The sequence below is a fragment of the Pseudomonas sp. BBP2017 genome (assembly GCF_003024385.1).
Lineage (GTDB): Bacteria > Pseudomonadota > Gammaproteobacteria > Pseudomonadales > Pseudomonadaceae > Aquipseudomonas.
Map to the genome: position 1 here is coordinate 18,149 of NZ_PVZN01000014.1, position 19,293 is coordinate 37,441.

The 19,293-nt window shown below is 61.3% G+C and carries 20 protein-coding genes and 2 pseudogenes; 10 read left to right on the forward strand and 12 right to left on the reverse strand.

Annotated elements, in window-relative coordinates:
* Positions 1 to 23: 23 nt before the first annotated feature.
* Positions 24 to 1,646: an acyl-CoA synthetase gene (locus C6382_RS16925; protein ID WP_107025530.1), complete on the reverse strand. Its 1,623-nt coding sequence runs from the start codon at positions 1,644 to 1,646 to the stop codon at positions 24 to 26.
* Between the two features lie 202 nt (positions 1,647 to 1,848).
* Between C6382_RS16925 and C6382_RS16930 the strand changes: the two genes are divergently transcribed.
* The gene (locus C6382_RS16930; RefSeq protein WP_107025531.1) at positions 1,849 to 3,633 is read left to right on the forward strand and encodes a PAS domain S-box protein; all 1,785 of its coding nucleotides are present in this window, start codon (positions 1,849 to 1,851) and stop codon (positions 3,631 to 3,633) included.
* 14 nt (positions 3,634 to 3,647) lie between these two features.
* Complete coding sequence (locus C6382_RS16935; RefSeq protein ID WP_107025532.1) at positions 3,648 to 4,277, forward strand: response regulator transcription factor; 630 nt, start codon at positions 3,648 to 3,650, stop codon at positions 4,275 to 4,277.
* Here C6382_RS16935 and C6382_RS16940 read toward each other — a convergent pair.
* Positions 4,272 to 4,592: a YqjD family protein gene (locus C6382_RS16940; RefSeq protein WP_107025533.1), complete on the reverse strand. Its 321-nt coding sequence runs from the start codon at positions 4,590 to 4,592 to the stop codon at positions 4,272 to 4,274. The two genes, C6382_RS16935 and C6382_RS16940, sit on opposite strands and share 6 nt — an antisense overlap.
* 129 nt (positions 4,593 to 4,721) lie before the next feature.
* Here C6382_RS16940 and C6382_RS16945 point away from each other — a divergent pair, with 129 nt between their 5' ends.
* Positions 4,722 to 4,976, forward strand: coding sequence for a hypothetical protein (locus tag C6382_RS16945; RefSeq protein ID WP_038612906.1), 255 nt, complete (start codon positions 4,722 to 4,724; stop codon positions 4,974 to 4,976).
* Positions 4,977 to 5,003: 27 nt separating this feature from the next.
* Here C6382_RS16945 and C6382_RS16950 read toward each other — a convergent pair whose 3' ends face one another.
* Positions 5,004 to 5,894, reverse strand: a complete 891-nt coding sequence (locus C6382_RS16950) for a LysR family transcriptional regulator (RefSeq protein WP_107025534.1) — start codon at positions 5,892 to 5,894, stop codon at positions 5,004 to 5,006.
* 101 nt (positions 5,895 to 5,995) lie between these two features.
* Between C6382_RS16950 and C6382_RS16955 the strand changes: the two genes are divergently transcribed.
* The 6 genes from C6382_RS16955 (at position 5,996) to C6382_RS16980 (ending at position 11,413) form a co-directional block, all read left to right on the forward strand.
* Positions 5,996 to 7,075, forward strand: a complete 1,080-nt coding sequence (locus tag C6382_RS16955; protein ID WP_107025535.1) for an extracellular solute-binding protein — start codon at positions 5,996 to 5,998, stop codon at positions 7,073 to 7,075.
* Positions 7,076 to 7,099: 24 nt separating this feature from the next.
* The gene (speB, locus tag C6382_RS16960; protein WP_107025536.1) at positions 7,100 to 8,059 is read left to right on the forward strand and encodes an agmatinase; all 960 of its coding nucleotides are present in this window, start codon (positions 7,100 to 7,102) and stop codon (positions 8,057 to 8,059) included.
* A 111-nt stretch (positions 8,060 to 8,170) separates the two neighbouring features.
* Positions 8,171 to 8,488, forward strand: a complete 318-nt coding sequence (locus tag C6382_RS16965) for a hypothetical protein (RefSeq protein WP_107025537.1) — start codon at positions 8,171 to 8,173, stop codon at positions 8,486 to 8,488.
* A 19-nt stretch (positions 8,489 to 8,507) separates the two neighbouring features.
* Positions 8,508 to 9,656, forward strand: coding sequence for a PQQ-dependent sugar dehydrogenase (locus tag C6382_RS16970; protein ID WP_107025538.1), 1,149 nt, complete (start codon positions 8,508 to 8,510; stop codon positions 9,654 to 9,656).
* Positions 9,657 to 9,701: 45 nt separating this feature from the next.
* A complete protein-coding gene (zapE, locus tag C6382_RS16975) occupies positions 9,702 to 10,820 on the forward strand; it encodes a cell division protein ZapE (protein WP_107025539.1) in 1,119 nt (372 codons plus the stop codon).
* Between the two features lie 11 nt (positions 10,821 to 10,831).
* Positions 10,832 to 11,413, forward strand: coding sequence for a DinB family protein (locus C6382_RS16980; protein WP_107025540.1), 582 nt, complete (start codon positions 10,832 to 10,834; stop codon positions 11,411 to 11,413).
* Here the strand turns inward: C6382_RS16980 and C6382_RS16985 are convergent.
* From C6382_RS16985 to C6382_RS17000, 4 genes and pseudogenes are all read right to left on the reverse strand, one after another.
* On the reverse strand, positions 11,410 to 11,844 hold the full coding sequence (locus C6382_RS16985; RefSeq protein ID WP_107025541.1) for a YqaA family protein: 435 nt from the start codon (positions 11,842 to 11,844) through the stop codon (positions 11,410 to 11,412). The genes C6382_RS16980 and C6382_RS16985 overlap by 4 nt on opposite strands.
* A gap of 10 nt (positions 11,845 to 11,854) precedes the next feature.
* Positions 11,855 to 12,283, reverse strand: coding sequence for a DUF411 domain-containing protein (locus C6382_RS16990; protein ID WP_107025542.1), 429 nt, complete (start codon positions 12,281 to 12,283; stop codon positions 11,855 to 11,857).
* An 18-nt stretch (positions 12,284 to 12,301) separates the two neighbouring features.
* Positions 12,302 to 12,980: pseudogene (locus C6382_RS16995) on the reverse strand (copper resistance protein B); the annotation flags it as partial.
* Entirely contained in the window at positions 12,973 to 13,314 is a 342-nt protein-coding gene (locus C6382_RS17000; protein WP_371919628.1) for a multicopper oxidase domain-containing protein, read from the reverse strand. The pseudogene C6382_RS16995 and the gene C6382_RS17000, both read right to left, overlap by 8 nt.
* Before the next feature lie 170 nt (positions 13,315 to 13,484).
* Between C6382_RS17000 and C6382_RS17005 the strand changes: the two genes are divergently transcribed.
* Positions 13,485 to 14,231 (forward strand): SDR family oxidoreductase, encoded by a 747-nt coding sequence (locus C6382_RS17005; protein ID WP_107025543.1) that lies wholly within the window; start codon positions 13,485 to 13,487, stop codon positions 14,229 to 14,231.
* A 24-nt stretch (positions 14,232 to 14,255) separates the two neighbouring features.
* Here the strand turns inward: C6382_RS17005 and mapR are convergent, their stop codons facing one another.
* From mapR to C6382_RS17025, 5 genes and pseudogenes are all read right to left on the reverse strand, one after another.
* On the reverse strand, positions 14,256 to 15,665 hold the full coding sequence (gene mapR, locus C6382_RS17010; protein WP_107025544.1) for a GntR family transcriptional regulator MpaR: 1,410 nt from the start codon (positions 15,663 to 15,665) through the stop codon (positions 14,256 to 14,258).
* 40 nt (positions 15,666 to 15,705) lie between these two features.
* On the reverse strand, positions 15,706 to 17,118 hold the full coding sequence (gene ccoG / locus C6382_RS17015) for a cytochrome c oxidase accessory protein CcoG (protein ID WP_107025545.1): 1,413 nt from the start codon (positions 17,116 to 17,118) through the stop codon (positions 15,706 to 15,708).
* A 76-nt stretch (positions 17,119 to 17,194) separates the two neighbouring features.
* A pseudogene (locus tag C6382_RS24750) lies at positions 17,195 to 17,472 on the reverse strand (DUF3203 family protein).
* Positions 17,473 to 17,959: 487 nt separating this feature from the next.
* Positions 17,960 to 18,859: a hydroxymethylglutaryl-CoA lyase gene (locus tag C6382_RS17020; RefSeq protein WP_107025546.1), complete on the reverse strand. Its 900-nt coding sequence runs from the start codon at positions 18,857 to 18,859 to the stop codon at positions 17,960 to 17,962.
* A gap of 18 nt (positions 18,860 to 18,877) precedes the next feature.
* Positions 18,878 to 19,279, reverse strand: coding sequence for a MerR family DNA-binding transcriptional regulator (locus C6382_RS17025; RefSeq protein WP_028944211.1), 402 nt, complete (start codon positions 19,277 to 19,279; stop codon positions 18,878 to 18,880).
* Between the last annotated feature and the right edge of the window lie 14 nt (positions 19,280 to 19,293).

Here is a 19,293-nt window from a genome sequence, read left to right on the forward strand (position 1 = left end):
GGGTTCTCGCTGTCAAAGGGGGATCAGAGCGCCTTGGCCCAGTCGCGTAACAGGTACTTCTGGATCTTGCCGGTGGAGGTTTTCGGCAGTTCACTGAAGACCACGGTCTTGGGCAGCTTGAATCCCGCCAGGTGCTCACGGCAGAAGCTGATGATGTCGGTGTCGCGGGTCTGCTCGAAGCCAACCTTGAGGGTGATGTAGGCGCAGGGCGTTTCGCCCCACTTTTCATCCGGGCGGGCAACCACGGCGGCCTCGAGTACTGCAGGGTGTTTGTAAAGGGTGTCTTCGACCTCAATGGTGGAGATGTTCTCGCCGCCGGAAATGATGATGTCTTTGAGCCGGTCCTTGATTTCCACATAGCCATCGGCATGCCAGACCGCCAGGTCGCCAGTATGGAACCAGCCGCCACGGAAGGCTTCGGCAGTGGCTTCGGGGTTTTTCAGATAGCCCTTCATCACCGTGTTGCCGCGCATGAAGATTTCACCCAGCGTGTTGCCATCGCGTTGCACCGGCTCCAGGGTCTGCGGGTCGGCAACCATCAGGCCTTCAAGGGTGGGATAGCGCACCCCCTGACGCGACTTGATCCGCGCCCGTTCAGCCAGAGGTTGCTTATCCCATTCGGCATGCCAGGCGCACACGGTCACCGGGCCGTAGACTTCAGTCAGGCCATAGACATGGGTGACCTTGATGCCCATTTCTTCCACCGCGCCGATGACCTTGGCCGGTGGCGCTGCACCGGCGACCATGGCGTTGACCGGGTGATCAATGGCCGCTTTGGCCGACTCGGGCATGTTGATCAGGGCATTGAGGACGATCGGTGCGCCGCACAGGTGGGTTACCTGATGTTCACGGATCAGGGTGAGGATCCGCTGTGGGTCGACGCGGCGCAGGAATACGTGAGTGCCAGCCAGGGCAGTGACGGTCCAGGGGTAGCACCAGCCGTTGCAGTGGAACATCGGCAGGGTCCACAGGTAGACCGGATGGTTGCCCATGGCCCAGGTCATCTGGTTGCCCAGAGCGTTGAGGTAGGCGCCGCGGTGGTGATAGACCACGCCTTTGGGATTGCCGGTGGTGCCAGAGGTGTAATTCAGCGAGATGGCTTGCCACTCGTCCTCGGGCCATTGCCAGGCGAACTCGGGGTCGCCTTCGGCGAGAAGGGCCTCGTAGTCCAGGTCACTGACGGCCTGACCCTCTCCGTACTCCGGATCATCGACATCGACCACCAGCGGCGGGTACTCCATCAGTGCCAGCGCTGCGCTGATGACGTTGTGGAACTCGCGGTCGGTGATCAGCACCTTGGCTTCACCGTGTTCGAGCATGAACGCAATGGCTTCGGCGTCCAGGCGCACGTTGAGGGCATTGAGCACGGCGCCAATCATCGGCACGCCGAAGTGCGCTTCAAGCATTGCCGGAATGTTTGGCAGCATCACGGCTACCGTGTCACCTTGTCCGATACCGCGCCCGGCCAGGGCGCTGGCCAGGCGTCGGGAGCGTTCGTAGGTCTGTTGCCAGTTGCGCCGGATGGCACCATGAATCACCGCCGGGTACTGGCCATAGACCGCCGCCGTGCGTTCGATGAAACTCAAGGGGCTCAGGGCCTGGTGATTGACAGGGGCGGGCGCCAGGCCCTGGGAGAAGATCGACATGTATTGTTCCTGTGCAGGGGGCGCCTGTATGGCGTACTGCAACCCCCGGTGGCTGATTGTTAGCTCTGATCAGGTGTCGTGAAGGGCAGGCCCTTCAGGTGTCACAATTATTACGTGAATCGCCATGGTACTTGGAAGATAGACTATAGCAATATAGTAGAAATACTATATTGCCATTTAAGGCCACCCTTTGAGCGCATCCATGACACCTTTGCTCGCCAGTGACCCACAGCCCAGTCTCATTCTCGATGCATCCGCAGCCGCGCTGGCAGTCAATCCGGCGTTACAGGCGATGCTCGGGCCCTGGCCGGCGCGTACGGTCGACTACTGGTTGCCGAGTAACGTTCAGGCGTTGGTCAACGCTTGCCTGAGCCAGGCTCGCGCCATCAGTGATGTCGAAGCGTCGGTGGCTGACAAGATCCTGCTGTGGACCTTCATTCCCGTCAGCACCGATCAGGTGCTGGCACGTTGTCGTGATGCCACGGCCGAGCGCTTGGCTGAGCGCGAGGCCAGCCAGGCCCGGCGTCTGTACCGACTGATTACCGAAAACACCACCGACCTGATTTCCCGGCACAGCCCCGATGGCTGTTTTCTCGATGCCTCGCCAGCGTCCTATCGCTTGCTTGGCTATTGGCCTGAGGAATTACGCGGGGTCGCGGTGCAATCACTGTTCCACCCTCAGGATCGTCAGCAGTCGTTGCTGCAGGCCGCCCAGGCATTGGAGCAGGACGGTTACCAGACCATGACCTGCCGGGTGCGTCATCGCGATGGCCACAACTTGTGGTTTGAGATTGCCAGCCGGGCGATTCGCGAGACCTATACCGGTGCGGTGGTGGAGATTGTCAGCGTCTCACGGGACATCAGCGTTCGCATCGAAGCGCAGGAGAACCGCCGACGCTTGGCCGAAGTGGTGGAGGCCAACACTGACCTGGTGCTGTTCACCGACCGAGACGGCCGCCTCAGTTACCTCAATCGTTCGGCGCGGCGGGCGCTGGGGCTACAGGACGCGCAGGTATTGCCGGGGTTGCAAGCATTGCTCGATCCGGCGTTGCTGCAACGCCTGGACCGCGAAGGCTGGCAGTGCGCCGATCTGACGGGCGTCTGGCACGTCGAGACGCGGCTGATGCCCTGGCAGGGTGCTGCGGCGTTTCCGGTGTCATTGGTGTTGCTGGCCCATCGTGGCACCGGTGGCGAGGGTTACTACTCGCTGGTGGCCCGCGACATGACGGAGCGCGAATTGCGCGAAAGCCAGCAACGCCGCCATCAGGATGAGCTGGCCCACAGCGCGCGGTTGATCACCCTTGGCGAACTGGCCTCCGGCATCGCTCATGAAATCAATCAGCCGCTGGCCGCTGTGGTTAATTATGCCGGGGCCAGTCAGCGTTACCTGCAAGCCCTGGATCGTGATCCGCAGGCCGCCCTGCGGGTCGCCCAGGGTTTGCAGCGCATTAGTGAACAGGCGACTCATGCTGCCGAAGTCATCAAACGCTTGCGTGCGTTTTTACGCAAGGAACCACGGCGTCTGCAGGCGTTGGCCATTGCCGATGTCGCGATTGAAGCGGTACGCCTGTGCGATTGGGAGGCGGGGCGCGACCAGGTGAGCATCGAGCTACAGATCGGTGATGTGCTTCCTGCGGTCTATGCCGATCGTGTCTTGCTTGAGCAGGTATTGCTCAACCTGTTGCGCAATGCAATCGACGCCAACCGCGAGCAGCATCAGGGGCAACCTTCGCGTATTGTGCTCAGCGCCGCCCTTGTCGAAGGGTATGTACACATACAGGTCAGCGATCAGGGGCCGGGTGTGTCGGCAGAGCGTCTGGACGGTATTTTCACTCCCTTCAACACCAGCAAGCCGGAAGGCCTGGGCCTTGGCTTGAGCATGAGCCGCAGTATCATCGAGGGCTTTGGCGGTACCTTGCAGGCGATGCCGGGTACGGTGGGTGGCTTGATTTTGTGTTGCCGGCTGGCACCAGCGGCAAGTGTCTGAACAGAGGAAGTGTGATGCAGCAACCGAAAGTCTATGTGGTCGACGATGACCAAGGCATGCTCGATTCCACGGTCTGGCTGCTGGAGTCGGTCGGTATTCAGGCCTTGCCTTTTACCAGCGGCCAGGCGTTTCTGGATGCCTGTGACGCACACTTGCCAGCCTGTGTGCTGCTCGATGTGCGCATGCCCGGGATGGGCGGGCTGAGTGTGCAAGACGCCTTGCGCGCGCGTGCTGTTGATCTGCCGGTGATCTTCCTCAGTGGCCATGCCGACGTGCCGATCGTGGTCCGGGCGTTCAAGGCCGGTGCCTGTGATTTCATCGAAAAACCCTACAACGACCAACTGTTGCTGGATGCGGTCCAGGCGGCGCTCGAGCGTTCATCCCAGGCGCTGGCGGGCAGTGGGCCACGAGCGACGGTGCAGGCGCGGATTGACAGCCTGACGCCGCGTGAGCGCGATGTGTTCGTGCCACTGGTGCAGGGCTTCAGCAATCGCGAGATAGCCGAGCAGCTTGAGGTCAGTGTGAAGACAGTAGACCTGTATCGGGCACGGGTGATGAAGCGCATGGAAGCCGAGCACCTGCCTGCCTTGGTGGGGATGGCGATTGCTTGTGGCGTAGTGCAGCCATTGAGCCTGCGCTTATGAACGCCGCCCGAGCAGCAGCCCCACCAACAATCCGAACCCCGCCGATATCGCCACTGTCTGCCACGGATGACCACCCATGTAATTCTGAGTGGCATCGATCACTGGCTGTGCCTTGCTGCGCACGCTACCGACCGTTTCGCGCGCCTGCTTGAGCTTGAGCCCGACCTGGGCGCGCAGGGTTTCGGCATCTTCGCCAACCAGTGCCGCGCTGTCACGCAACAGCTTTTCCGACTCTTCGATCAACGCCTGCAGCTCGCTGAACACCTGGTCCTTGATTTGCTCAGCATCGGCTTGCAGCGTGGTTTTCCTGGCCATGGACACTTCCTCGTCGATTGATGGGCATTGAACAGTGGATACCGCCGGGCGCGGAAAGTTGCAGCGGTTTGCCGGGCCCTTGCGGCTACCGTGTAAGATAGCGCCTATTTTCAGCAGCAGGACACCCTCATGAGTTTCAATCTGGCCAACAAGAGCTTCGCCGAACGGGCGCAGATCGAGGACGAGAAAGCGCGACTGTTCGAGCTCTGGCAGACCAACCTGGGCAAGGCCAAGGGCGAAGCCGCGCGGCTGATCGCCGAAAAGCCCCGGCGCAAGGGCAAGTGGGCCGAATGGGTACGCTCCGAACTGGATGGCATGTCGCCGCCGGAGTTCGCCAATATGGTCCGTAGTGAAGTCAACAAACTGATGGCGGCGGCCAAGTAAAGCCGATCTGGTCGGTGGCGTACTGAGTCAGGCGAATGCGCTCAAAAGGTCGGCATTGAAGGCCTGCTGGGCGTCGCTGGGTACCTGGGCGCGGTGCCGGGCGAGGACGAACGGCACCTGGAAGTTCAGCGCCGGATCCAGCCCGTGCAACAGCCCGCGCTCGACCCAGGGCGCGGCGAAGTGGCAGGGCAGATAGCCGATGTGGCGTCCGGATAGAATGAACGCCAGGGCACCCTCGACCTGCTCGGAGCGTGCCGAAGCGCGACCGCCGCTGAGCGGGTCAGGGCTTTCCAGAAAGCTGTAGGGATGCTCGACCTGGTCAGCCTCCAGCAGCACCTCCAGGCTCACCTGTGTCTGACTGGCCAGGGGGTGGTGGCTGGCGCAGTACAGGCGCTGGGTTTCTTCGAACAACGGCATGTAGTCGAAGGCCGCCTGTTTGCCCGAGAAGTAACCGATGGCCAGGTCCAGGCGCTGTTGCAACAGCAGGCGCTCAAGGTCGGCCGGCATGGCGCTGACCAGTTCCAGGCGTACCGATTCGTCACGTTGGCGAAAATGCTCGATGGCTTGTGCAAGGCGCAGGGTCACACTGCTGTCCTGGGCTTCGGAAATGCCCACTCGCACTTCACCTAATAACCGCCCAGCCACACCATTGGCCTGATGGCGAAAGGCTTCAATCTGCACCAGCAACTCCCGTGTTGCCTTGAGCAGTACCTCTCCTTTGGCGGTCAGGCCAAAACCGCCTTTGCCGCGACTGCACAGGCGATAGCCAAGGCGGGTCTCCAGACGTGCCATCTGCTGACTGATGCTTGGCTGGCTCAGGCCCAGCACGCCCTGGGCGGCACTGAAGCCGCCAGCCTCGACTACAGTGACGAACAGCCGCAGCAGATGCAGGTCGAGGTCATGCAATTGTCCGAGCATCAAACATTGCTCCAGGTGAATGTCAGGTTAAGTAACTTGTCATTTTAGCAATGTAACCTGGCGTGCATGCTGGCGACATCCACTGAATAAAGGTGCCCGACATGCGTAGATTCCTGTGGTTGTTCTCTGTGATGCTGGCCTTGCCGATTCAGGCCGAAGAAAAAGTCCTCAACCTCTACAGCTGGGCCGACTACGTGGCACCAGAGACTTTGCAGCGCTTTGAAAAGGAAACCGGCTACAAGGTTCGCTATGACACCTTCGACACCACCGAAGTGCTGGAAACCAAGCTGCTCACTGGTGGCAGCGGTTATGACGTGGTGGTGCCGTCCTCCAGTTTGCTGGCCCGGGCTTTGGCTGCGGGTGCGTTGCAACCGCTGCAGGCGCAGGCGATGCCCGGCTACAGCAACCTGGACAAGGACCTGCTGGCCAAACTGGCTGAAGTCGACCCCGGCAACCAGTATGCGGTGCCTTACACCTGGGGCACCTTGGGCCTGGGCCTGAACCTTGAGGCAGTGCGCCAGCGTGTCGGCGATGCGCCGCTGGACAGCCTCGACCTGCTGTTCAAGCCTGAATATGCCAGCAAGCTCAAAGATTGTGGAATTGCCATGTCCGACTCGCCTCAGGAAGTGATCGGCGTGGTCCTGCACTACCTGGGCAAGGATCCCTACAGCCGCAACAAGGACGATCTGGCCGCAGCCCAGGCGCTGCTCAAGCAGCTGCAGCCGTCGATCAGCTATGTCGCCAACGGCCGGCAGATCAACGACCTGGCGAATGGCAGTGTATGCCTGGCCCTGACCTACAACGGCGATGCCGCGATGGCCGCCGACCAGGCCCGTCAGGCCGGCAAGCCGTACCAGGTGGCGTACCGGATTCCCCGCGAAGGCACGCTGATCTGGCAGGACAACCTGGTCATCCCCAAGGACGCGCCGCACCCAGAGGCGGCACGGGCATTTATCGCCTTCATGCTGCGCCCCGATTCGGTCGCGCCGCTGACCAACACGCTGTTCTTTGCCAACGCCAACCAGGCGGCCACGGCGCTGGTGGATGAGGCGGTGCGCAGCGACCCGGATATTTACCCTTCGGACGCAGTGCGAGCGCGCTTGTTCGCCGACCGCAGCATGGCCTTGGCCGACATGCGCCAGCGCACCCGCCTGTGGACCGCTTTCCGTAGCCGCCAATAACAACCAGAAAACAGGAGCCCGATGATGGACCTCACCCCTGACAACGACCAGGCAATGACCCGCGACAGCCTGTATGGCACCGCCGCCGAGAACACCTTTGCCGGGATCACCAGTTTCTCTCGTCGGCGTTACACACGCGACTTACGCGGCGTCGACGTGGTGGTCAGCGGCGTGCCGTTCGACACCGCTACCAGCAACCGCCCCGGCGCACGCTTCGGCCCGCGCGCCATACGCAGCGCTTCCGTGCAGCAGGCCTGGGCCCGTCACTGGCCATGGGAATTCGATCCGTTCGACCATCTGGCGGTGATCGACTACGGCGACTGTAACTTCGACTATGGCAGCCCGCAGACCATTCCAGACAGCATCCAGGCCCATGCCGAACAGATCCTCGAAGCCGGCTGCGCCATGCTCACCCTCGGCGGCGATCACTTCATCAGTTACCCGCTGCTCAAGGCCCATGCACGCAAACATGGCCCGCTGTCGCTGATCCACTTCGACGCCCACAGTGACACCTGGCCGTGTGAGGAGGGGGGCGGGCGCGTCGACCACGGCACGATGTTCTGGCACGCCGCTCGCGAAGGCCTGGTGGATCCGTCGCGCTCGGTGCAGATCGGCTTGCGTACCACCAATGACGACACCCAGGGCTTTGCCGTGCTGGATGCGCGCCAGGTGCATCAGCGTGGCTGTCAGGCGATCATCGAAGCGATCCGTCAGCGGGTCGGCGAGCATCCGGTGTACCTGACCTTCGATATCGACTGCCTCGACCCGGCTTACGCGCCAGGCACCGGTACCCCGGTATGTGGCGGGCTGACCACGGTGCAGGCGCTGGAGATAATCGGTGGCTTGCGCGGTATCAATTTGGTCGGCATGGATCTGGTGGAAGTCGCGCCGGCCTATGACCATGCCGATATCACCGCCCTGGCCGGGTCGACACTGGCCATGGAAATGCTCTGCCTGTATGCCGCCCGGCACAAGGTCGACTGAACCGGACACAAAATGAATCACCTGTAGGAGAAATTGCGGTTTCCTGACGAACCTGACGCGCCTTAGGCTATCCAATGCTTGGGCGCGTCGTTTCGCGCAGGAGGTGTATTCGTGAACAGATCTGTGTTGAGTCTGGCAAGCCTGTCCCTGTGCCTGCTGTTACCGACCGCGCACGCTGACACGCGGTTGCAATTGGCTGCCTCGCCGAACAATCCTTACAACAGCCCGATCATGCGCGCCAACCCCAACAGCCGTCAGGGCAGCGTGCAGGCCACGCCACCTGTGCGGGGGCCTTCGACCCAACCCATCCCGCGCCAGCCAACCCTGGAAAACCGCGGCATCGGCAATGGCGAAAACATGCGCCGTGAGCAGTCCACCCCGCAACTGGAACCCACTCGACCGCCTCGCGAGTCGACTCGCACGCCTTGATTCCTGGAAGGAAACACTGATGTCCGCACGCACCTGGATTGCCACTCTGTTGACCGCGGCGCTGCTACCGCTGCCGGCCCATGCCGCTCCCGAGCGCACCTTCAAGAGCGAAGAGGGCAGCGTCAAGGTCAGTATCCTGGCCGAAGGCCTGAGCCATCCTTGGGCGTTGGCTTTTCTGCCGGATGGTAACGGCATACTGCTGACTGAGCGGGCAGGCAATTTGCGCATCGTCAGTAACGAAGGCAAGGTCGGTGCGCCACTGGGCGGTGTGCCCGAGGTGTGGGCCCAAGGGCAGGGTGGGTTGCTCGATGTCGTCCTGTCACCGACCTTCAAGCAGGACCGTATGGTTTACCTGAGTTATGCCGAGGGTGATGGCGAGGATGGGAAAGCCGGTACCGCTGTGGGCCGGGGGCGTTTGTCTGCCGACATGGCCGAGCTAGAAGATTTCGACGTGATCTTCCGCCAGCAGCCCAAGCTGTCGACAGGTCTGCACTTTGGCTCGCGGCTGGTGTTCGACCGTGACGGATACCTGTTCATTGCCCTGGGGGAAAACAACCAGCGTCCGACCTCCCAGGACCTGGACAAGCTGCAGGGCAAGGTGGTGCGCATCCTGCCGGACGGCACGGTGCCGAAGGACAATCCGTTTGTCGGCCAGGACAATGTCCGCCCCGAGATCTGGTCGTTCGGCCACCGTAATCAGCAGGGCGCAGCGCTCAACCCCTGGACCGGCGAGTTGTGGACCAACGAGCATGGCCCGCGTGGCGGTGACGAGATCAACATCCCTCTACCCGGTAAAAACTACGGCTGGCCACTCGCCACGCACGGTATCAATTATTCGCTGATGCCGATTCCCGAGGCCAAGGGCGAGCATGTCGATGGCATGGTCGACCCACACCATGTTTGGGAAAAATCGCCGGCCATCAGCGGCATGGCCTTTTACGACAACCCACGATTCAAACCCTGGGAACACAGTGTGTTTATCGGTGCCTTGGCGAGCCAGGAGTTGATTCGCCTGCAGCTCAATGGCGACAAGGTTGTCCACGAAGAGCGCCTGCTGGGAGAGCTCAATGCGCGGATTCGTGATGTGAGGGTGGGGCCGGATGGTTATCTGTACTTGCTGACGGATGCCGAGGAGGGTGCGCTGCTGAAAGTGGGGCTGGATCTGTAGAGCCCCGATTGCCAGAATGGAGCCCTTTGACCTTAGGCGCCTTTCATGACCTGCTTCACCGAGCAGTCCCCCCTGCAGCTCTACCAGCAGGCCATCGAACGCGATGGCTTTGTCAGCGACCCGGCTCAGCTGCAAGCTGCCAGTGCTTTGCAATGCTGTTTTGAGGCCCTGCAACGTGGCGAAACTCCGCAGGGCGTCTATCTCTGGGGTCCGGTGGGGCGCGGCAAGACCTGGTTGATGGATCAGTTCCACCGCTGCTTGCAGGTGCCGGCCCGGCGTCAGCACTTTCACCACTTCATGCGCTGGGTGCACCAACGCCTGTTCCAGCTCAATGGCACCGCCGATCCCTTGCACGCCCTGGCCTGGTCCCTGGCCGAAGAGATCCGGGTGCTGTGCTTCGATGAACTGTTCGTCAACGATATTGGTGACGCGATCATTCTCGGGCGTCTGTTCCAGGTGCTGTTCGAGGCTGGCGTGGTGATTGTCGCCACCTCCAACCAGCCACCCGGCCAGTTGTATCGCGATGGCTTCAATCGTGAGCGCTTCCTGCCGGCGATTACCGCCATCGAACAGCACATGCAGGTGCAGGCAGTGGTCGGTGAGCAGGACCACCGCCTGCATCCAGGCGTCGCGCAGCAGCGTTACTGGGTGCGTGAGCCCGGCCAGCCCGAAGCCCTGGGTGGAGTCTTTGCCCAGCTGCGCGGTGAACAGCCCTGCTGCGATAAGCCCTTGCCAGTGGGGTCGCGGCAGATACAGGTAGTGCAACGCAGCGATACGGTGATCTGGTGCCGCTACGCCGGGTTGTGCGAGCAGCCTTTGGCCGCCATGGATTTCATGGCGCTGTGCGACAGTTTCACCGCCATCCTGTTGGGAGAGGTACCCGCTCTGGGCGCTCGCCAGCGGCCAGCGAAGATTGCCCGGGGCACTGAGGATGCGGCCAGCCGTGTGCTGGCTGGCGACCGGGAGTTGCCGCAGTTATCGGTGCATGATGACAGCGTGCGGCGATTCATCGCGTTGGTCGATGAATGTTACGACCGTCGGGTCGCCCTGTACCTGGAAGCCGAAGTCCCTCTCGAAGCGCTCTACACTCAAGGGTATCTGGAGTTCCCGTTCCGGCGCACCCTCAGCCGTTTGCGGGAGATGCAACTGCAACGCTTCTGTTGAAGGAGTCGAAAATGCAGCCGCTTTCGCACCATTTGCTGACCATGGCCTACCACAATGGTTGGGCCAACCACAGGCTCTACAAGGCCTGCCTGCAGTTGAGCGAGGACGAGTTCGTGGCGCCGCGCTGCAGTTTTTTCGGGTCGATCAAGGCCACACTCAATCACATCCTCACGGTGGACTGGTTCTATCTCAACGCGCTGGAGTCAGAGCAGCGTGGCGAGGCGCCGGAGACGGACATTGAGCGTTTCTTCGAGCCTGAAGAGCCGTTTTCCAACTGTGAGGCGCTCAGAGAAGAACAGGCCCAGGCCGATCACCGGCTGATTGCCTACTGCAGCCAACTGCAAGATGACCAGTTACAGCGTTACGTGAGCATCGTGCGTCCGGACTGGGTCCAGCGAGAACAACGATTGCGACTGTTGTCCCACCTGTTTGAGCACCAGATTCATCACCGCGGGCAGGTACACGCCATGCTCAGTGACACCTCGGTGAAACCACCACAACTGGACGAATTTTTCTGCGAAGACGAAGCGCACCTGCGCGCCCGGGACTTTGCCGAACTGGGCTGGACCGAAGCACAAATCTGGGGGCGCTAGCGCCCCAGCCAGCCTAGGGTCAGCAGGGCCAGCACAGCGTAACGCCCGGCTTTGGCAATCGTGACCAGCACGACGAAGCGCCAGAAAGGTTCGCGCATGATTCCGGCGATCAGGGTCAACGGGTCGCCGATTACCGGCATCCAGCTCAGCAGCAGTGACCACTGGCCATAGCGCTGGTAGCGTTGCTGCGCCTTGTCCAGTTGCGCCTGCTTGAAGGGAAACCAGCGCCGGTCACGCAGGTGTTCGATCCCGCGGCCCAACAGCCAGTTGACGATCGAGCCCAGTACATTACCGGTGGTGGCGATCAGCAGCAGGCTGAACACAGCCTGTGGATCGTGCAGCAGCAAACCCACCAGCACGGCTTCCGATTGCAGCGGCAACAGGGTCGCTGCGCCAAAGGCGCTGAGAAACAGCGCCCACTCGTTCAACATTGCGCGCTGATCAGTAGTTGGCGACCACTTCGTCGCGCCCGTTCTGGGTCAGGCCGATCACCTGGTAGGCATCCTTGTGGTCACCCATTTCCATGCCGGGCGAGCCCATCGGCATACCCGGTACCGCGAGGCCGCGCAAGTCGGAGCGCTTGGCAAGCAGTTTGACCTGTTCAGCCGGCACATGGCCCTCGACGAACTTGCCGTCGATCACCCCGGTGTGGCACGAGGCCAGGCGTGGCGCCACCCCCAGACGCTGCTTGACCGCACTCATGTTCGGCTCGACATGATCGTTGACGGTGAAACCGTTGTCGCGCAGGTGGCTGATCCACTCCTTGCAGCAGCCGCAGTTGGGGTCGCGGTAGACATCGATGGTTTGTCCGGCCTGGGCCAGGGTGCTCAGGGCCAGCAGGCCGAAGGCGACGATTTTCTTGCTCAACATGGTACTTCTCCAATACTAGAAACGCAGGCGGACACCGATCTCACTGTCGGCCAGGCCACAGCCCTGCTCGCGGCTGGCATCGTTACGGCCATAGAAGTTGGCTTCCAGCGACGGTTCGAGAATCCAACGGTTGCTCAGCAGGATAGCGTAACTGCTCTCCAGGCGCGGCGCGGTTTGTTGCCGCTCACCCAGGTAGGCGGTGGCTTCCAGCTCCAGGCCGTAGAGTGGCATGCCCCTAGAGCGCTTGCAGTTCGGCCTTGTGGGTCACGCCTTGTTCACATTCACCTTCGGTACGCAGCCAGAGGCGATCGATATCGCCGCCGATCCAGGCGTTGGCGTTCCAGTTCAGGGCACTGCTGCTGTCGAAGTTCTGATACTCGAGCTGTTCGACAATCACCGCCCAATTGACTTGCCGATCATGCACCTGATGACCGGGGAGGGGCGGGAAGGCGGCGCGGCGGTCGGCTACAGTGATCGACCGCAACGGTGTGCGCGGTGTGTCCTGCGCTTGGCCGTGTCCCATGGCATTGTTGTCCATGCCGGCGTGGTCCATCGGGGGTTGGGGCATGCTGTCGTGGTTCATGCTGCCATGGTTCATGGCGCAATGATCCATGCCCTGGGCCCGGACTTCCTCACTGGCCAACAGCGCGAGCAGCGCCAGGCTGACCAACAGGGGACGGGTGAGTACTTCATTCATCGACGCGTACCTCGCGGAACATGCCCATCTGCAGGTGGTAAAGCAGGTGGTAGTGGTAGGCCCAGCGCCCCAGAGCGTTGGCGCTGACCCGGTAGCTGCGGCGACTGCCGGGCGGAATGTCGAGGGTGTGTTTGCGCACCTGGAAGCGCCCGTGTTCGTCTTCCAGGTCGCTCCACAGACCGTGCAGGTGAATCGGTTGGGCCATCATGGTGTCGTTGACCGGGGTGATGCGCAGGCGCTCGCCGTAGCGCAAGCGAAGCCTTTGACGAAGGTACGGCGAGTCGGGTTTGCAAGCATGGGGTTGCCAATCCATAAGCGAGGGTGGCATGACCATAGCGAGCGACGACTGTCAGAAATCTGAGCGGCAGATTACAGATTTGTCAGGCACACTGATCATCCTGTCTGCGCTGAGGTGTTGTGCTGGATAGCGTGTGCGCTGCTTTGCGGCTGCTCCATCCTGCGTTAGCCTTGAGCGGTATATGCCATTGGGGGCACGGAGTATCCATGGATAAAGTCATTGTGATCACTGGCGCCAGTCGTGGCATTGGCGCCGCGACTGCACACCTGGCGGCTCGTGAAGGGTATCGCATCTGCATCAACTATCTGAGTGACGACGAGGCTGCCCAGCGGGTGCTGGCCGAGGTCCGCGAATTGGGCGCCGAGGCCATCACGGTCAAAGCCGACGTTAGTGTCGAAGACGAGATCATTCACCTGTTTCAGCGGGTCGATGCTGAGCTTGGGCCAGTGACCGCGCTGGTCAACAATGCAGGGACCATCGGCCAGAAGAGTCAGCTTGAGCATATGTCGGAGTTCCGCCTGCTCAAGTTGATGAAGACCAACGTGGTCGGGCCGATGCTCTGTAGCAAGCATGCCGTGCAGCGGATGTCGAAGCGCCACGGCGGGCAGGGTGGGAGCATCGTCAACGTGTCGTCGGTGGCCGCGCGGCTGGGTTCGCCGAACGAGTATGTCGACTACGCGGCTTCCAAAGGGGCGTTGGACACCTTCACCCAGGGCCTGGCCAAGGAAGTTGCCGGTGACGGCATCCGCGTCAATGCTGTGCGCCCAGGCTACATATTCACGGACTTCCATGCCCTTAGCGGCGACCCTGAGCGTGTCAGCAAGCTTGAACCGGGCATCCCCATGGGCCGTGGTGGTCAGGCAGAGGAGGTGGCCGAGGCGATTATCTGGCTGTTGTCCGACAAGGCCTCGTACTCCACAGGCAGCTTCATCGACTTGGGCGGCGGGCGCTGAGCCTGCCCCCACACTGTCGGGCGCTCAGAACGAGCGCACGATTCTGCCCAGGGTCTCCATGGCTTGTTCCGATTGCTCGGTCCATGGGCTGCCGTAGTTCAGACGGATACAGTTGCGAAAGCGCTGGGTCGGCGAAAAGATCGGCCCGGGCGCGATGCTGATGCCCTGGGCCAGGGCCATCTGGAACAGCTTGAGCGAATTCATTTGCTCCGGCAGCTCCAGCCACAGGAAGTAACCACCCGACGGGTGACTGACCCGGGTCTGCGCCGGGAAGTGCCGGGCAATGGCGGCAAGCATGGCGCTCTGCTGCTCTTCCAGGGCATAGCGCAGTCTGCGCAGATGCCGATCGTAACCGCCGTGCTGCAGGTAGTCGGCGATCGCCGCCTGGGCCGGCATTGAGGCGCACAACGAGGTCATCAGTTTCAGCCGTTCGATTTTCTGTGCATAGCGCCCGGCCGCCACCCAGCCGATCCGGTAGCCCGGTGCCAGACTCTTGGAGAAGGAGCCGCAGTGCATCACCAGGCCATCGGTGTCGAAAGCCTTGGCCGGTTTTGGCGCCTGCTGGGCGTAGTACAGCTCGGCATAGACATCGTCTTCGATCAGCGGTACCTGATGCTGGCGCAGCAGTTCGACCAGCTGCTGTTTTTTCTCCTCCGGCATGCTCGCGCCCACCGGGTTCTGGAAGTTGGTCATGCACCAGACAGCTTTGACCGGATGCTTGGCCAGGGTCTGCGCCAACACGCCAAGGTCGATACCTTCGCGCGGGTGCACGGGGATCTCCACAGCCTTCAGTTTGAGCCGTTCAAGCACCTGCAGACAGGCGTAGAAAGCGGGTGCCTCGATTGCTACCAGGTCACCCGGTTCGGTCACCGCCTGCAGACACAGGTTCAATGCTTCCAGTGCGCCATTGGTGATCAGCAGCTCCTCCATCGGCAACATCAGCCCGCCGACCATGTAGCGCAGGGCAATCTGCCGACGCAGTTGCGGGTTGCCCGGCGACAGGTCGGTGACCACCATACGCGGATCCATCTCGCGGCTGGCGCTGGCCATGGAACGGGCCAGGCGTGGCAGCGGGAACAGGTGGGGGCTGGGGAAGGCCGAGCCGAACGCGACGGTCTGTGGGTCCTTGATCGAGTCGAGAATCGAGAACACCAGCTCACTGACATCCACCTCGGTGGATTCGCTCGCTTGCTCGATGATCTGCGGTTCGCTAAACTGCCGCGGCGCATGGGCGTTGACGAAATAGCCCGAGCGCGGTCGCGCGCGGATCAGTCCGCGGCGCTCCAGCAGGTAATAGGCCTGGAACACCGTGGACGGGCTGACCCCGTGGGTCTGGCTGGCATAGCGCACCGATGGCACTCGCTGGCCAGGGCCCAGGACCCCGGAGCGAATCAGTTCGGCAATGTCGTCGGCGAATTTTTCGTAGCGTTTCATCATGGCTCAGGACGTTTCGACTGCTGCGAAGTGTATGTGATCAGCGGTTCAAAGGCGCGACAAAACGGCTGTGGGCAACACTGGAAATACCCGGTTGGTCGCTGTCGCTGATTTCGAAAGCGATTTCCTGGGAGCTGCTTTGCGGCTGTTCGGCAAACATCGCCACCGATACCGGCATCTCGCTCATCTCACCCGCATCCAGGGTGAGCTCGGTCTTGCCGTGCAACTGGAAGCCCTCGGCGTCCACCAGGCGCAAGCGATAATGCTGCGCTTGCTGGGTCTTGTTGATGACCTTGAGGGTGTAAATGTTTTCGATCTGGCCCAGGTTGTTCTCGCGGAACAGGCCACGGTCCTTGATCACGTCCATCGACACCATTGGTCGTTGCTGCAGGGCGATGACCAGGGCACCGATCATCACCACCAGCACGGTGAGGTAACCGAGCAGGCGTGGGCGCAACCAGTTGGTCTTGCCGCCTTGCAGGTTGTGTTCGGACTTGTAGCCAACCAGGCCGCGGGCATAGCCCATCTTGTCCATGATCGAGTCACAGGCGTCGATGCAGGCAGCGCAGCCGATGCATTCCATCTGCAGGCCGTCACGGATATCGATACCGGTCGGGCAGACCTGCACACACATCTGGCAGTCGATGCAATCGCCCAGGCCTTTGGCCTTGTAGTCGCTGTCTTTCTTGCGTGGGCCGCGGGACTCACCGCGCGCCGGGTCGTAGGCGATGGCCAGGGTGTCTTTGTCGAACATCACACTCTGGAAACGGGCATACGGGCACATGTGCATGCACACCGCCTCACGCAACCAGCCGGCATTGATGTAGGTGGCGCCGGTGAAGAACAGGATCCAGAACAGGCTGACGCCGCCCAGCTGCAAGGTGAAGAGTTCTTCGGTCAGCGGCCGGATTGGGGTGAAGTAACCGACGAAAGTCAGGCCGGTGAGCAGACTGATGGCCAGCCACAGGGTGTGTTTGGCCGAGCGCCGGGCCAGTTTGTTCAGGCTCCAGGGCGCGGCACTGAGTTTGATGCGCTGGTTGCGATCCCCTTCTGTGACTTTTTCGCACCACATGAAGATCCACGTCCAGGAGCTTTGTGGGCAGGTGTAACCGCACCAGACCCGCCCGGCAAACACGGTGATGGCGAACAGGCCGAAGGCGCAGATGATCAGCAGCGCCGACAAGAGAATGAAGTCTTGCGGCCAGAAGGTTGCACCGAAAATGTGGAACTTGCTGTCAGCCAGGTCCCATAGCACGGCCTGGCGGCCATTCCAGTTCAGCCAGGCGGTGCCGAAGAACAGCAGAAACAGAAAGCCCGCGCCACCCAGGCGCAGGTTACGAAAAAAGCCGGTGAAGCTGCGGGTGTGGATCTGTCTGTCGCTGCTGGCGGTCTTCTTCTTGGTGGTGGAAGGCTCGGCAATTTCAACGATCTGGACGGGAATTCTATCGCTCATGGTTCGTCGCTCATCAGGCCTCGATCAGGCCAGAACACTATGGCGCCCCATCTGTTTGCATAACAGGCTCAGATATTTAGATAAAAACCGTATCAGATTTCTTGCTGTAACCCTGCGGGCCCCAGATTATCGAGCCTTGCTCGGTGGTCTTCAGGTGCCTGCGACCATCCACCGCACCTGCTACAGTCAGGCATCGGCGTGTGCTTCGCTGATTGGCAAGCGTTGGCCGGCCAGTTCGGCCACGGACATGCGCAGGTTCGAGAAGGACGATGAAGGAAAAAGCGAGGAGGGCAGGAAGCACTGAGGGGAGCCGAAGCTCCCCTCAAAGATTGTTGCGTGCTCTTTTTTTGTTATTGGAGGGCGGCCTGTTGTTGTTTTTGGCGACCGTTGCCTCTTATCACTGGCGATCCCCATCCGGGATCAAGAGCAAACGTATTTTTTTGAGCGCTGATCTACTCTCATCATTGCTGATCCAACCGTGACCTTCGCTACCTTGGGGTAGTTTTATTATTTTGTGTCAGGTTGCGGGGGCGAACCCCGGAAAAGTACATCTTCTCCAAAAAAATCTGTTAGCTGCGTCTCTGCCGTGTTGTTCTTGTTATGTCAGAGTCGTTACGTCTTATTCTTATTGGGTGTGTCGCACTTTTTATTGTTCTTGTACCAAAGATATAGCAGGTGTCGTGCCAACTTTTTAAAACTCAATAAAATCAATGGCTTGCATGTTTTCCGGGAAAAACGGGCCGGGGGATTCTGTCGATTTGTTTCCGTGTTACCCGGAATTTCCCTGAAAAGTGCGGGAGCGGTAACACCCAGACGCAGATCCGGCTGTTACCGCTTGTGTTTACTGTGCGTGACGGGCGCGTGCCACCCGCGACCCACTGGCGCGGCCGAGTACTTCACTGATACGCAAGCCCGCAGCAATCAAGCGCTCCAGGTCGATACCGGTGTTGATACCCAGGCCCTGGAGCATGTACAGCACGTCTTCACTGGCAACGTTACCGCTGGCGCCCTTGGCATAGGGGCAGCCGCCAAGGCCGGCAACAGAGCTGTCGAACACACTGATGCCTTCGAGCAGGCTGGCATAGACGTTGGCCAGGGCCTGGCCGTAGGTGTCATGGAAGTGACCGGCCAGTTGGGCCCGGGGCACTTGGGCACCGACCACTTCGAACAGGCGCCGGGTCGCCCCGGGGGTGCCGGTGCCGATGGTGTCGCCCAACGACACTTCATAACAGCCCATGTCGTGCAGCTCGCGGGCCACCGGGGCGACTTGTTCGGCGCTGATCGTGCCTTCATAAGGGCAGCCCAGGACGCAGGAGACATAGCCCCGCACCCGCACCCCGTGCTGGCGCGCCGCTTCCATGATCGGCACGAAGCGCTGCAGGCTGTCGCTGATCGAGCAATTGATATTGCGCTGGGAGAACGCCTCGGAGGCTGCAGCGAACACGGCCACCTCCTTGACCCCGGCCGCCAGCGCATCTTCGAAACCACGCAGGTTCGGCGCCAGGGCAGCATAGGTGACACCCGATTTTTGCTTGATGTTGGCAAACACCTCGGCGGAGCCGGCCATCTGTGGTACCCACTTGGGCGAAACGAAGCTGCCCACTTCTATATAGGACAGGCCTGCCGCACTCAGGTCATCGACCAGGCGGACCTTGTCGGCCACGCTGATGGGCTGGGCTTCATTCTGTAGGCCGTCGCGCGGGCCAACTTCGACCAGGCGGACTGTTTCAGGCAATGACATGGCGCGATTCCTCAGGGCTCAATGGCTGTTTTTCTGATTGTTCAAGGTGGCGGCCAGCGCTTGTTCGCAGCGCTCTTCGGCGGTGTCCAGTTCCAGCTGCATTTGCTGGATATCGAGCAGTTGCTGTTCGAGCTGGGCGCGGCGTTCGGCGATTTTCGCCAGCATGCTGTGCAACTGTTTCAGGTTGCCGCTGGTCGGGTCGTAGAGCTCGATCAATTCGCGGCACTCGGCCAGCGAGAAGCCGATGCGCTTGCCGCGCAGAATCAGTTTCAGGCTGACCTTGTCGCGGGCCGAATAGACACGCTCAAGGCCCCGGCGCTCGGGGCTGAGCAAGCCCTGCTCCTCATAGAAGCGGATGGCACGGGTGGTGATGTCCAGCTCGCGGGACAGGTCGGAGATGCTGTAGGTCTGGCTGCTCATGGTCAGGCTCGGGA

Coding starts and splice junctions, on each gene's coding strand:
- C6382_RS16925 (WP_107025530.1), bottom strand. CDS start 1,646: ATGTCGATCTTCTCCCAGGGCCTGGCGCCCGCCCCTGTCAATCACCAG.
- C6382_RS16930 (WP_107025531.1), top strand. CDS start 1,849: ATGACACCTTTGCTCGCCAGTGACCCACAGCCCAGTCTCATTCTCGAT.
- C6382_RS16935 (WP_107025532.1), top strand. CDS start 3,648: ATGCAGCAACCGAAAGTCTATGTGGTCGACGATGACCAAGGCATGCTC.
- C6382_RS16940 (WP_107025533.1), bottom strand. CDS start 4,592: ATGGCCAGGAAAACCACGCTGCAAGCCGATGCTGAGCAAATCAAGGAC.
- C6382_RS16945 (WP_038612906.1), top strand. CDS start 4,722: ATGAGTTTCAATCTGGCCAACAAGAGCTTCGCCGAACGGGCGCAGATC.
- C6382_RS16950 (WP_107025534.1), bottom strand. CDS start 5,894: ATGCTCGGACAATTGCATGACCTCGACCTGCATCTGCTGCGGCTGTTC.
- C6382_RS16955 (WP_107025535.1), top strand. CDS start 5,996: ATGCGTAGATTCCTGTGGTTGTTCTCTGTGATGCTGGCCTTGCCGATT.
- speB (WP_107025536.1), top strand. CDS start 7,100: ATGGACCTCACCCCTGACAACGACCAGGCAATGACCCGCGACAGCCTG.
- C6382_RS16970 (WP_107025538.1), top strand. CDS start 8,508: ATGTCCGCACGCACCTGGATTGCCACTCTGTTGACCGCGGCGCTGCTA.
- zapE (WP_107025539.1), top strand. CDS start 9,702: ATGACCTGCTTCACCGAGCAGTCCCCCCTGCAGCTCTACCAGCAGGCC.
- C6382_RS16980 (WP_107025540.1), top strand. CDS start 10,832: ATGCAGCCGCTTTCGCACCATTTGCTGACCATGGCCTACCACAATGGT.
- C6382_RS16985 (WP_107025541.1), bottom strand. CDS start 11,844: ATGTTGAACGAGTGGGCGCTGTTTCTCAGCGCCTTTGGCGCAGCGACC.
- C6382_RS16990 (WP_107025542.1), bottom strand. CDS start 12,283: ATGTTGAGCAAGAAAATCGTCGCCTTCGGCCTGCTGGCCCTGAGCACC.
- C6382_RS17000 (WP_371919628.1), bottom strand. CDS start 13,314: ATGGTCATGCCACCCTCGCTTATGGATTGGCAACCCCATGCTTGCAAA.
- C6382_RS17005 (WP_107025543.1), top strand. CDS start 13,485: ATGGATAAAGTCATTGTGATCACTGGCGCCAGTCGTGGCATTGGCGCC.
- mapR (WP_107025544.1), bottom strand. CDS start 15,665: ATGAAACGCTACGAAAAATTCGCCGACGACATTGCCGAACTGATTCGC.
- ccoG (WP_107025545.1), bottom strand. CDS start 17,118: ATGAGCGATAGAATTCCCGTCCAGATCGTTGAAATTGCCGAGCCTTCC.
- C6382_RS17020 (WP_107025546.1), bottom strand. CDS start 18,859: ATGTCATTGCCTGAAACAGTCCGCCTGGTCGAAGTTGGCCCGCGCGAC.
- C6382_RS17025 (WP_028944211.1), bottom strand. CDS start 19,279: ATGAGCAGCCAGACCTACAGCATCTCCGACCTGTCCCGCGAGCTGGAC.